Below are 11,580 nucleotides of genomic sequence, written 5' to 3'. Positions count from 1 at the left end.
CAGGGAAGCTCGCGCCTCTCCTTGGCGCGAGCATTGAATATGCGGAGGGCGGCAATGGCGGCCTTCCCGAGGCGCTAATGAATTTCGATGCGCGACATTTGCCGCCGATGCTGGGTGGGCATCTCGCTCTCGTGCAGGGAAGCGCGGTGATTGGCGAGAACCCTGCCAGAGCGATCGCTCTCTTTGATCTCGCCCGGCTGCTGATGCCGGGGTCTCTCGTTGAAGAGGCAGCGTTGCGTCGCGAGATTGCCATTCTTGACCCGGTTCGCGACGTCAGCAAATTGGCGCTCCTCTCCGCGCGATATGTCTCGAAATACGCCGCTTCGCCCTATGCACGGAATTTCTGGGACGTGCTGCGGCGCGCCACGATAGGCGATCCTGACTTCCTGCCACGCGCGCCCCGCTTCGAACCGATCTTCGCAAAAGGGCCAGCGGCGGAGCGCGTGGGCTTTGGTCTCGCGGTCGCGCGCATGGCGATTCTTGCCGGGAAGTTTGACGAGGCCCAGCGACTGGTCGACAACGCGAGCAAAACTGCGACACATCCGCTGACATTGAAGAGGATTACCGCCTATCGAAACATCATCGCCGCGCTCATACAGGAAAAGAGTCAACAAAACCCGTCTCCGCCGGATGTGAGCGAACTCGACAAGCAGGATCACGCGCTTGTGGAAATCGCCTCCAGTGTCAAGAGCGGTCTTGAGAAGCGAGAAGCGGGGACAGCGGACACGCAGCAGGATGGTGATTATCAAATTGCCGCATCCGTCCGACAGGCGCTCGCAAAGAGCGATGAACTCCTCAAAAGAGCGGAGCCGCAATGACAGACATCCTGCTCGATGCGCTATTGGGCGTCGCATCCGCATTGCCGGCGGCGCGCGCAAATGCGAGCGCCGGCGATGACGCAGAGTCGAAAGGCGCCTTTGCGCGCGTCATGGGGCAATTGAGCGGAAAGAAGGACCAACAAGCTCAGACCTCGGACGAACAGCCTGCTTCCTCGCCTCCGCCCCTGGCGCCAGCGGGCGCAGCTTTTAGCCTGCAATTGTTTCCAGCGCCTCCTGACGGGGAGGCGGAGAAGCCGAGGAAAGACCGCGATGCAAAGCAAGCTGAGGGCGACGCTGTCGCGCTTGTCGCTCCGAACCCTCTTCCCTCGTCTCTGCCTTCAGAAGTCATCAAGCAGCTTTCTGCGCCCGCGGCGCCTGCGATGAGTTGCGAAGCAAACAGCGACCTGCCGCCTGCAAGTCCGCCGGCTCCTGATCCAGGTGAGGGGCCGCCAAAACCTTCCCCGGAGCGCAGCGCGCGCTCCGCAGCTCGGGCTGCAATGCAGCCCTCATCGCAGGCCGTCCTCGCTCCGATCCTTGGAGACGAACCCGAACAGGCCCTTCTCGTCCCATCGACGTGTCATGACGCGATGAACCAGGCTGCGTCACGACTTGAGCGGCATGCGTCGGCAGAGTGGGAGCCTTCACTTCAAGACGCGAACCGTCCGGACATGGCGCAGCCAGCCTTGCCCATGACCATTCATGTCAGCCAGATCCAAACGCATTTCCCCGCGATGATCGCAAATACGCTGACAAGCGGGACGCCGACCGGGGGCATCGAAGATGACATACAGATCCATCGACCCCTCGAGGCGATGGACAAGCCGAAGGACGTTCAGAAGATTGTGAGTTTCGAAGTCGAGCCGGCGTCTCTTGGCGCAATCTCGGTGCGGATGCGCATGACTCATTCAGGGGTGGATATCCAGATCGTGGCGGAGAATGCGTCGACCTCCGCCTTGCTGACCGATACCCGGGAGACATTGAGCGCCGCGATCGGGGAGAGGGGCCTGCGCCTCGAGTCCTACGAAGTCGTGGTCAATGTCGCGCATCCCGTCGCCGCGGCGACGGGCGCGGAGGGAGGCGCAGGCGGCGCGGATCGACAGCCGGCGTTTGCCGGAGAGCGTGGGTTCACACATGATGACAGACCGGGACAAAGGCCGAGGCAAAACGCCAACGCGCGCAGGCGCGAACGGATTTCTCCGACTTCTGGGCCTATCGGCGTTATTCTCTAGTCACGCGCTCGCGGCTGAGAATATCTGCGAAGCGGAAATGATCCGCGCCTCGAAGAAGAGCGCCGTGCCGCTTCCAGTCCTCTACGCCGTCGCCCTGACGGAGACGGGCCAGCGCGAGGGGTTGCATGTTTACGCGATGAATATTCATGGGCGCCCCGCCTTCAACGCGACTCTCACTGAGGCAATGGCCACGTTCGCGCGGGCGCGAAGACAGGGCGAGTCGCTCGTCGACATTGGGTGTATGCAAATCAACTACCGCTATCACGGCAAGCAGTTTGCTTCTGTGGAGGAAATGTTCGATCCCTCCCGAAATGTCGACTATGCGGCGCGCTTTCTCTCGGAATTGCACAAGAAGGAGGGAAGCTGGACAGCCACCGTCGCCCGCTATCATGCCGGACCGGGCAATGCCCCGGCGCAAAAGACCTATGTTTGCGCCGTGATCCGCAACATGGTGGCGAGCGGGTTCGGCGCCTGGACGCGTGAAGCGAGCGCATTCTGTGGACATTAGCCTGTCTGCATCAGGCTCGGGTAAGTCCTGCAACTTATCCAGAGCTTGTCCAGAGGAAGAAAGAGTGTGATGAAATGAGCTTCGTCATCGGTCTCATCGTGACAATGGGCTGCATGCTTGGCGGCTTTGCAGCGCTTGGGGGGCACCTCATCGTCCTTTGGCAGCCTTGGGAATTCGTGATCATCATGGGGTCGGCGCTGGGAACGTTCATCGTCGCCAATCCCATGAAGGTGATCAAGGATACCGGGAAGGCGATTGTTCAGGCGATTCTGGAGAAGACGCCAAAGCGGCGTGATTATCTCGATATTCTGGGTCTGCTGCACGCGCTGATGCGAGAGTTGCGCAGCAAATCACGAACCGAGGTCGAGGGGCATATTGACGCGCCGAGCGAGTCGGCCCTGTTCACAGCGTTTCCGAACGTGCTCAAGAACCAGGAGATCGTCACCTTCATCTGCGATTACTGCCGGCTTTACATTATCGGCAATGTGAAGACATTCGAGATCGAGGCGCTGATCGACGAGGAAATTTCCTCGATCAAGCATGACAAGCTGAAGCCCTATCATGCGCTCACGGCGATTGGCGACGGCCTGCCTGCTCTGGGAATCGTCGCGGCTGTGCTCGGCGTGATCAAGGCGATGGGCGCGTTGGATCAGTCTCCGGAACTTCTTGGCGGCCTGATTGGCGCCGCCATGGTGGGGACCTTTGCGGGCATCTTTGTCTCCTACGAAATCATGACGCCGCTTGCCTATAAGGTGAAGGTGGCGCGGACAAAAGAATGCCATGTCTATCTCATCATCAAGCAGACATTGCTGGCGTTCATGAACGGCGCGCTACCGCAGGTCGCGATCGAACATGGACGCAAATCCATTCCATCACATGACCGTCCGTCGATCGATGAAGTCGAGAACGAGACGCTCAACGGCGGCGCGGGGGCGGCCCAGGCGGCATGATCAAAAGCCTCTACAAGGAAACGGGAGCGGACGAAACGCTTGTCCTTGTCGGGGATGCGACGATCGATCGCATGCCCGGCCTGACTGCTGTTTTCAATCAGACCGGCGAAATTTTCGCCGGCTTCCTGAGCCGATATGTCGAGGGCGCGCTGATTTCGGTTGACCAATTCCAGGGTTCGCGCCTTGTCGAGCTTGTGGACAAGGTCGAGCGCGATGGCAAAGTCTATATCTTCAGGAGTCAGGAGGGCGATTTCCGCGTCGCCGTTTCGGTTGATGGCGTCTTTCGCAATCTCGTCTTTGAATTCCTTCTTGGTTCGGGTGTCGTGGAAGCGCCCGAAGACCGGCCGCCGACACGGATCGAGGACCGCGTCATCGGATATTCGGTGCAAAAGCTCGCTGGCGGATTCGCGGAGGCCTTCGCGTCGCTGACCGAACTCCACTTTGAGCGCGAGACCTCGCTCGAGGGCGCGGGATTTTTTGCGCTCGGCGCCCGGGCGACCGTTGTTGCTTATGTCAAAATGGCGCTTAGCTACGGAGAGCACAAAGGGCAGATCGTCTTCGCTCTTCCTCGCAGCGCGATCGATCCCTTCCGCTCGGCGCTGTCACGCCCGCCGAGCGCCGACGGCAATGCAACAGACGAGAAATGGTCCGAAAAGCTCTACAACAATGTCGTGCGCACAGAGGTGAAGGCGGAAGTTCGCATCGAAGCGCGAGGTTTTACACTGGGAGACATTGCGCGGCTGGAAGTTGGCGATGTGCTTCGCCTGCCGATCGCGCCCACCGACCCGATCCGAGTCGTTGCAGAGGACCGCACGCTGTTCTGGTGCACATTGGGGCAGAAGGACGGGATGTATACGGTGCGCCTTGAGGAGTTTTCGGACCCGCGAGAGTCTTACATCGAAAACATTCTTGGCGTTTGATTAAGTTTGAGAGGATGGTGCGGCGATGAGCAATATGGACATGGACGGCGACGACCTGGACCAGCTCCTGTCTTCGGATGACGGTCCTTTTCCGAAGGAGACCGCAGAGCCCGCCAAAGGTCACTCGACCCGGATCGAGTCGATTCTGCGCATTCCGGTTGTCTTGCAGGTCGTCGTGGGCTCCGCGACGCTGCCGGTCTCCAACCTGCTGAAGCTGGGCCGAGGCGCCGTCGTGCCACTGGACCATCGTGTCGGCGACCCTGTTGATGTTGTCGTCAATGGGCGCACCATCGCGCGTGGCGAGGTCGTCGTCGTCGAAGAAGATGGCGCGCGCTTCGGCGTGTCGCTGACTGAAATCTGTGAACCGCAGAACGAACAATCCCGATAGGCGCGGAGCCGACCGAAACCGCTATGTCGACACTTGTCGCGCAGGAGTCCGGGCGCCCGCTGGGAGGCGCGGAAAAGGTCGCCGCCGTGCTGCTGGCGCTGGATCGCGACGTGTCGAGTCGTATCCTGAAGCATTTCGATCATAGAGAGCTGAAAAACATCGCGCGCGTCGCCGCGCGGCTTGATGCGATACCGTCGAAGACTCTGGAGCATATCTGCAATGGGCTGATCGACGAGATCAGCAATGGCGCGCCGGATCTTCTTGGCGGCGAGTCCGTTGCGGAGGAGCTTCTGGCCAGCGCCCTGCCGGATGAGCAGGTGGCCGACATCATGTCGGAACTGCGCGGCCGATCGAACAAGTTCCTGTGGCAGCGCATTGGCGCCTTGTCGGAGAAGGTCCTCTCTGATTTTCTCGCTAACGAGCATCCTCAGACGGCGGCGGTGATGTTGGCCCGCGTGGACCCGCCAACTGCGGCGAAGGTGCTGGCGCTCCTGCCCGCGCAGCTTCGCTCACGAACCATGCGACGCATGCTTGTTTCAAAGCCGGTCTCCGAGCATGTGCTGCATCTTGTCGAGGAGGCGCTTCAGGAGGATCTGTTCGCTGCCACCAACGCGCCGTCGACGGCGGAAGTAAGCGCGCGCGTCGCGGGCATCGTGAATCAGCTCGAGCGGGAGCAGATCGTCGAGATCATCGAAGGCATATCCGTCGCGGAGCCTGTTCTCGCCGAGCAGCTCAAGAGCATGATCTTCTCCTTCGAGGATATCGTCGGTCTCAGCCAGAAGGCGCGCATGATGATCTTCGATCAGGCGCCCACGGAGCGCGTGATCCTGGCGTTGCGCGGCGCTGAATCCGATATGCGGGAGGCCGTGCTGCCATGCCTGTCGCAGCGAACCCGGCGCATGGTGGAGGCGGAGCCCGCGTCTCCCGCCGAGCCGCCGCGCAAGGACATTGTCGCCGCGCAGCGTGAAATCGCCAACATCGTGCTGCGTCTCTCCGAACAGGGTCTCATCGATCTCGCCGCCGAGAAGCGTGGCGAGGTTGCATAAGTGTCGGAGAGCGAGGACGCCGATTCCAAGACGGAAGAGGCCACAGACAAGAAGATTAACGACACGCTCGAACAGGGCAAGACGCCCGTTTCGCGAGACGTTGGGACCGCCTTTGGAGTGTTGGGATTTCTTGGCGCGACCGCATTTCTCATCAAGCCGGCGGGCGCGAGTCTTGCCGCGGCGCTCGGGCTCCTGCTCGGAAACGCGGGCGCGCTCCGCCTTCGATCTGACGCCGATGCGATGCGCTATCTCGAAGCATTGGCGGCGGAGCTTGCGCGCGGGCTTACGCCTGTCCTCGTTCTGATCGTGGTTTCCGGTCTCGCCGGGTCCTTCGTGCAGGGTTTGCCGCGCTTCGTGTTCGATCGGATTCTGCCGGATCTGTCCAGAATTTCGCCGGGCGCCGGCCTCGGCCGATTGCTGAGCGTCGCATCCGTGGTCGAGCTTGCAAAGTCGGCGCTCAAGATCGCAATTGTCGGCGGCGCCATGGCGGTAGTCGGTTCGGGCGATCGCCACGCCTATGTCGACGCGCTTCGGATGGATCCGTCACATCTGCCCGCGACCGCGCTCGGCCTCATCTTCGATCTGACCAGCGTGGTGGCGATCGCGATGACCGTGCTGTCGCTCGGTGATTTCCTCTGGACCAGATTCAAGTGGCGCCGCGATCTGCGGATGAGCCGTCAGGAACTGAAGGAGGAATTCAAGCAATCGGAGGGCGATCCGTTCGTGAAGGCGCGCATGCGCTCGCTCGCGCAAGACCGCGCGCGCCGCCGCATGATCGCTTCGGTGCCGAAGGCGAGCTTCGTGATCGCCAATCCGACACATTACGCCATCGCCTTGCGATATGTGCGTGAAGAGGGCGGCGCGCCCATGGTGGTTGCGAAGGGCAAGGATCTTGTGGCGCTCAGGATCAGGGAGATCGCGGAGCGAAATGGCGTGCCTGTCATCGAGCGCAAGGAGTTGGCGCGCGCCATGTATGAATTCGTGGAGGTCGACAAGATGATCCCCCAGGATTTCTATCGGCCGGTGGCCGAGCTGATCCATTATCTCGAGGGGCTGTCGGCGCAGCGGCGCGGTTACTGAATGACGAGGTAGGCCTGGAGCGCGCCGGCGCTTTTGATCGCCTGAAGGATCGAGATGATGCCCGTCGGTTTCAATCCGATTTCATTAAGGCCACGCACGAGCTGCTTCAGCGTCGGACCGGCGATCATCGCGACCTGACCGCTTTGCTCGGCGGCGGTAATTGTGGTCTGGTTGGTCACGGTCGTCCGACCGTTCGAGAGCGGCGCCGGTTGTGAGACTTCTGGCGTTTCCGTGATGCGGACAGTCAGGCCGCCGTGGGTCACGGCGACCGGGGAAATCTGAACATCCGCGCCAATCACGACCGTGCCGGTGCGTTCGTCGATGACGACGCGCGCCGGCGTCTCCACCGCTACGCGCAGGTCTCCGATCTCGGCGAGGAAGCGTGTGGCGTGCGCGCCTCTCGGCAGTCTGAGCATGACGCTGCGATCGTCGCGCTCCTGCGCCAGCGGCGCCTTGTAGCGCTCACGGGTGAATTTGTTGACGGCGTCCGCAATACGGACGGAGGTCGTGTAATCGGGATTGCGCAATTGCAGGACGAGCGGGCCGTCGGCCGTGGGGCGCGGCGGCTCGCGCTCGATCGTGGCGCCGTTTGGAATGCGTCCCACTGTCGCGACGCCATGGGTGAGGGATTCGTTCTGCCCCTGCGCCGCGAAGCCGGAAACGGCGATCGGTCCCTGGGCGATGGCGTACACGGCGCCGTCGATTCCGGTCAGCGACGTGAGAACCAGCGTGCCGCCCATCAGAGAGGTTGCGTCGCCCAGCGAGGAGACGGTGACGTCGATCGTCGAGCCCCAGCCGACGAAGGGCGGAAGTGCGGCCGTGACCATGACCGCCGCAAGGTTACGCGTCCGCATGGTGTTGTTTGGCTTCACATTGACGCCCATGCGGTCAAGCAGGGCGGACGCGGACTGCTCGGTGAAGGGCGCATTGCGGAGCGTGTCGCCCGTGCCTTGCAGACCGATCACGAGACCATAGCCGATGAGCTGATAATCACGCGGGCCAATGGGCGCGGTGATATCCTTGATGCGCACATCCGCCTGCGCCACCCGCGTCAGAAGAAGAAAGGCCGCGACGGCGATGAATCGGCGCATCATCCTTCGCCGACGCGGATCGAGCCGTCGCTTTGCACGCGGCCGGAGATGAAGAGGCCGCTGTCCTGGTTGCGGACGCGAATGATGTCGCCGACGCCTCCGGCCTGTTGCGCAATGCCATAGGTGACGATATCAAGCCCCGCCTCGGCGAAGATGACCTTGACCTGCGCGCCCACGATCACGACACGCGGATTGTCGACGGCCATGATCTGAATGGGCTGGCGAGGCAGAAGCGTGCGCCGCGCCACCTTGCCGATCAACGCCTCGCGCGAGCGGATATAAAGCGGCTCGCTGTCACGCGGCACGACATCGCCGCGCTCGTCGAGCATGGAGTCGGTGATCTTGTCGCCGGGATAAATGGTGACGCGCGGAACAGGAAATGCTTCCTGCGCCCATGCGCTGGCGGCGCAGGCGCAGGCGAGCGCGGCCGTGAGCGCGCCCCTGAGGAGTCGCATCATCTGATGCCCTTGGAAATCGTGCCCGCCATCTCGTCAGCGGCCTGAATGACCTTGGAATTGAGTTCGAACGCGCGCTGCGCCGAGATGAGATTGACGAGCTCCTTGACGGGATCGACGTTCGAGCTTTCGAGATAGCCCTGATTGACGACGCCGAAGCCCGGATCGCCGGGCACGCCGACAATGGGTTGTCCGGAGGCCGCCGTCTGGCGGAAGAGGTTGCCGCCGAGGGCCTCGAGACCCGCGTCGTTCGGAAAGGTGGCGATCGTGATTTGTCCGAGTTGTTGCGGATCGGTCTGACCCGCGATCATCGCGGAGACGACGCCGGTCTGACTGATCGAAACGCTGAGCGCATTGCTCGGCACGGTGATGGTCGGGCTGAGCTGATAGCCGTCGACCGTGACGAGCTGACCTGTCGCATTGGTGCTGAACGAACCGGCGCGGGTGTAAACCGTCTCATTGTCCGCGCCGAGGATCTGAAACCAGCCATGTCCGTTGAGACTCAGATCGTAAGGGTTGCCGGTATTGGTCATCGCGCCTTGCTGTTGCAGGCTGCGCACGGCGGCGGTGCGCACGCCGAGACCGAACTGCGATCCCTGCGGCACCGTCGCGTCGCGTCCGCGATTGGAGACGCCCTGGAGGCGCTCGGTCTGATACAGCAGATCGGTGAATTCGGCGCGGGAGCGCTTGAACCCCGTGGTGTTGATGTTCGCGATATTGTGCGAAATGACTTCGATATTCTGCTGCTGGGCGCTCATGCCTGTTGCGGCGATAGCGAGTGCTCTCACGATACGCGCTCCTCAAATCGCCATGTGGATGATGTCCTGATAGGCGGCGACGGCCTTGTCGCGGAGCGCGATGGCCGTGTGAAGATCGCGCTCCGCCTGCATGACGGCGCTGACGACCGTCTGCACGGAGGCCTTGCCCTCGACGCCGGCGATCGCGCTCGCCTCGCCGCTTTTCACAGAGTCCACCGTGGAGGCGGCGAATTGCCCGAGAATGTCGCCGAAGGAGGCGGCGGCGGGGGATGCGCCAGCGACAAGGGCCGGGGTCCGTGTCAAAATGCTTTCGGCAAGAGGCGCGACGGCGGTCGCGGCGATGGAGGCGAGCGGAAACATCAGGCGCCTAAATCGCGACGTAACATATTGAAAATAATAAAGATAAAACCATAAGCGGAAGTGCTTAGCCCACAGTGGAGCCCACAAACGAAAAACGCCCTGCCGGTTCATCCGCGGTCAGGGCGTTTCTTGGTCCGGCTTGGAGAACACCGGCGTTCAGAAACGATAACGCTTTGATTCCGCAACGGCAAGGCCACGGTTCACGCCGCCATCCGCGCGGCGTCCATGCTCTTCCGGATCTTCGCCGCCGCCCACGCCGTCGTCAGGCATTGCGAGAAGGTCCATCCGAGCCCGAGGCGCTGCCCGTCCCGGAAACGCCTATGGGCGTCCAGCATGATGGCGCGCCGGTCAGGTTTCATCGCTGTCGCCGCTCCCCGGGCTCGTGACGTCGCAGACGACATACATCCGCGCCTCGTCATCCGTCTCGCCGTCGCCGAGGAACGTCGGACCAGCGGGAACGATATCGAGCTGGCCATGCGGACCGTCTCGGAAATTGTCGATAAGCCTCTCGAGGTTGGCGCGGGCCTCATATGCATCCCTGCCCGTCGTTGCAAATTCCACAAGCATTTTTCATACTCCAAGATTATCGCCAAAAAGCGCATGAATTAACTGCGCATGACAATGCTGCTTCAAAAATATTGGAACGTAAATAGCCGCATAGTTACCTTTTCGTATGGTTGGCTTTGTTGCTTTTGTAGTTTGCTATTCTACTGGTTGTTTTAATTTTGCTTTCTTTCGCGCCTCGCGATTTGCAAACCTACAAAAATTTTTCCGCCTATACCACCGGCGGCCATTTCGACGGGAAGAACCAGCCTCCCCGCCTGTCCACGGGCGGGCTCTTGCCCTTCGTCTCGCGCCAGTGCGCTGCCCATGCGCGCCATTCGTCTGAGCCGGCGGGGATCCAGACCAGCGCGGCCGCCGGCGTCGGCGGCGCTGCGCGGTCTGCGGCATAGGCCCGCACGGCCTCGACGATCTGGCGCGCCGATCGTTTTTCCACGGCCATTCGCTCCACCATCGCGACGATCTCGGCGAGGGCGTCTCCGCGTGGGCGCGCATCATGCGCACGCGACGCGCACGCGTGTTTTTCTGTTCTGGAATCTAGAGGGATCATCACCTTGATCCTCCCGGTTGCGAGCCCATAGGTCGACCAGCCCCGGCGACGTCGCGGGGCGGGCCGATGGTCTCCCGCGTCTTGCGCGTGAGCCCCCCGTGCTGCATGCGGCGCGCACGGGTCGGCGACTGCTTGCGACGCATGCCGTTGCGCCGGCGTCCGGGCCTTCGCCTTCAGGTCTGCCCGTGGCCTAGGGACGCGCCCCGCAGTAGGCCGTGATCCTCCCGCCGCTGCCGTCTGAGACCGTCCAGCGCGAGGTCCGCTCCCGCGTGCGGGGCGGCAATGGTTGGATGCGAGGGGTTCCCGGAGGCAGCGGGGGCAGCTTCGGAAACCCCTCCCCGCCGCCTAGGTGTGGGGCAGGCGGCGGATTCTGGCGCGCTATCGCCGGCGGCGGCGGATTGCGGCAGCTACAGCGCGATCAGCCGCCGCCCTGCGGGCGAAAGCGCCCTCGAAGGCGCGCCACGTCTCGGCGATCGTGAAGGCCGTCCAGAGCAGCGTGAAGGGGGTCAGGAAGATCAGGGTAACGACGGTCTGGTCAGACATGATCGCCCCCGCTGATCGCATAGGCGGCGGCGCCGAGCCGCCGCACGAAGGCGTCGCGCTGGGCGAGGGTGTTGAACTGCCACTCGTCGCGCCGGCCGTCCTCGCGCAGGAATTGAACGGAGAGCCCTGCGGCGCGCCGCTCGGCGATAACGCGCCGAGTCGTCTCGACAACGGCCGCCGGGAGCGTGGGCGGCAAGCTATGCACGAAGCTGTGGTCGAATTGCATTGGGCAAGCCTCCGCCGTCCATGGAAAGGGGTGCTTTCCGTGTCGGATTGTGCTAATAGCACCTTGATGGTGACAAATGCACTCTAGCAGGCGTTAT

General features: G+C 62.4%; 17 protein-coding genes. 8 read left to right on the top strand and 9 right to left on the bottom strand.

Features of this window, described 5'->3' with window-relative positions; translation table 11 throughout:
• Positions 1-77: 77 nt before the first annotated feature.
• The 8 genes from ACR652_RS23215 (at position 78) to ACR652_RS23180 (ending at position 6,939) form a co-directional block, all read left to right on the top strand.
• The gene (locus ACR652_RS23215) at positions 78-818 is read left to right on the top strand and encodes a hypothetical protein (protein ID WP_434508848.1); all 741 of its coding nucleotides are present in this window, start codon (positions 78-80) and stop codon (positions 816-818) included.
• A 668-nt stretch (positions 819-1,486) separates the two neighbouring features.
• Positions 1,487-2,047: a flagellar hook-length control protein FliK gene (locus ACR652_RS23210; RefSeq protein WP_434508847.1), complete on the top strand. Its 561-nt coding sequence runs from the start codon at positions 1,487-1,489 to the stop codon at positions 2,045-2,047.
• A gap of 37 nt (positions 2,048-2,084) precedes the next feature.
• Positions 2,085-2,555, top strand: coding sequence for a transglycosylase SLT domain-containing protein (locus ACR652_RS23205; RefSeq protein ID WP_434508846.1), 471 nt, complete (start codon positions 2,085-2,087; stop codon positions 2,553-2,555).
• 74 nt (positions 2,556-2,629) lie between these two features.
• Positions 2,630-3,505 (top strand): flagellar motor stator protein MotA, encoded by an 876-nt coding sequence (gene motA / locus ACR652_RS23200; RefSeq protein ID WP_434508845.1) that lies wholly within the window; start codon positions 2,630-2,632, stop codon positions 3,503-3,505.
• On the top strand, positions 3,502-4,425 hold the full coding sequence (locus ACR652_RS23195) for a FliM/FliN family flagellar motor switch protein (protein ID WP_434508844.1): 924 nt from the start codon (positions 3,502-3,504) through the stop codon (positions 4,423-4,425). Before motA ends, ACR652_RS23195 begins: the two co-directional genes overlap by 4 nt.
• A 40-nt stretch (positions 4,426-4,465) precedes the next feature.
• Positions 4,466-4,813: a flagellar motor switch protein FliN gene (gene fliN, locus ACR652_RS23190; protein WP_434508870.1), complete on the top strand. Its 348-nt coding sequence runs from the start codon at positions 4,466-4,468 to the stop codon at positions 4,811-4,813.
• Between the two features lie 23 nt (positions 4,814-4,836).
• On the top strand, positions 4,837-5,859 hold the full coding sequence (locus tag ACR652_RS23185; protein WP_434508843.1) for a flagellar motor switch protein FliG: 1,023 nt from the start codon (positions 4,837-4,839) through the stop codon (positions 5,857-5,859).
• Positions 5,860-6,939 carry an EscU/YscU/HrcU family type III secretion system export apparatus switch protein gene (locus tag ACR652_RS23180; protein WP_434508842.1) on the top strand — a complete coding sequence of 360 codons (1,080 nt, stop codon included), beginning with the start codon at positions 5,860-5,862 and terminating at the stop codon, positions 6,937-6,939.
• On the opposite strand, the gene ACR652_RS23175 is transcribed toward ACR652_RS23180, so the two are convergent.
• The 9 genes from ACR652_RS23175 to ACR652_RS23135 all read right to left on the bottom strand — a co-directional run bounded on the left by ACR652_RS23175 (position 6,933) and on the right by ACR652_RS23135 (position 11,483).
• Complete coding sequence (locus ACR652_RS23175) at positions 6,933-8,033, bottom strand: flagellar basal body P-ring protein FlgI (RefSeq protein WP_434508841.1); 1,101 nt, start codon at positions 8,031-8,033, stop codon at positions 6,933-6,935. The two genes, ACR652_RS23180 and ACR652_RS23175, sit on opposite strands and share 7 nt — an antisense overlap.
• Positions 8,030-8,488 carry a flagellar basal body P-ring formation chaperone FlgA gene (flgA, locus tag ACR652_RS23170; protein ID WP_434508840.1) on the bottom strand — a complete coding sequence of 153 codons (459 nt, stop codon included), beginning with the start codon at positions 8,486-8,488 and terminating at the stop codon, positions 8,030-8,032. The genes ACR652_RS23175 and flgA overlap by 4 nt, the downstream gene beginning before the upstream one ends.
• Positions 8,485-9,273 carry a flagellar basal-body rod protein FlgG gene (flgG, locus tag ACR652_RS23165; RefSeq protein ID WP_434508839.1) on the bottom strand — a complete coding sequence of 263 codons (789 nt, stop codon included), beginning with the start codon at positions 9,271-9,273 and terminating at the stop codon, positions 8,485-8,487. Before flgG ends, flgA begins: the two co-directional genes overlap by 4 nt.
• Before the next feature lie 12 nt (positions 9,274-9,285).
• On the bottom strand, positions 9,286-9,603 hold the full coding sequence (locus ACR652_RS23160; RefSeq protein ID WP_434508838.1) for a flagellar hook-basal body complex protein FliE: 318 nt from the start codon (positions 9,601-9,603) through the stop codon (positions 9,286-9,288).
• Positions 9,604-9,803: 200 nt separating this feature from the next.
• Positions 9,804-9,962 carry a hypothetical protein gene (locus ACR652_RS23155; protein ID WP_434508837.1) on the bottom strand — a complete coding sequence of 53 codons (159 nt, stop codon included), beginning with the start codon at positions 9,960-9,962 and terminating at the stop codon, positions 9,804-9,806.
• Positions 9,952-10,170: a hypothetical protein gene (locus ACR652_RS23150; RefSeq protein WP_434508836.1), complete on the bottom strand. Its 219-nt coding sequence runs from the start codon at positions 10,168-10,170 to the stop codon at positions 9,952-9,954. The genes ACR652_RS23155 and ACR652_RS23150 overlap by 11 nt, the downstream gene beginning before the upstream one ends.
• A 208-nt stretch (positions 10,171-10,378) precedes the next feature.
• Positions 10,379-10,714: a hypothetical protein gene (locus tag ACR652_RS23145; protein ID WP_434508835.1), complete on the bottom strand. Its 336-nt coding sequence runs from the start codon at positions 10,712-10,714 to the stop codon at positions 10,379-10,381.
• A gap of 378 nt (positions 10,715-11,092) precedes the next feature.
• Positions 11,093-11,257 (bottom strand): hypothetical protein, encoded by a 165-nt coding sequence (locus ACR652_RS23140; protein WP_434508834.1) that lies wholly within the window; start codon positions 11,255-11,257, stop codon positions 11,093-11,095.
• Positions 11,250-11,483: a hypothetical protein gene (locus tag ACR652_RS23135; RefSeq protein WP_434508833.1), complete on the bottom strand. Its 234-nt coding sequence runs from the start codon at positions 11,481-11,483 to the stop codon at positions 11,250-11,252. The genes ACR652_RS23140 and ACR652_RS23135 overlap by 8 nt, the downstream gene beginning before the upstream one ends.
• Positions 11,484-11,580 lie beyond the last annotated feature (97 nt).

It is taken from the genome of Methylocystis sp., assembly GCF_051061225.1.
GTDB lineage: Bacteria > Pseudomonadota > Alphaproteobacteria > Rhizobiales > Beijerinckiaceae > Methylocystis.
Note: the sequence above shows the minus strand (reverse complement) of the source record. Positions and strands in the feature narration are given on the sequence as shown.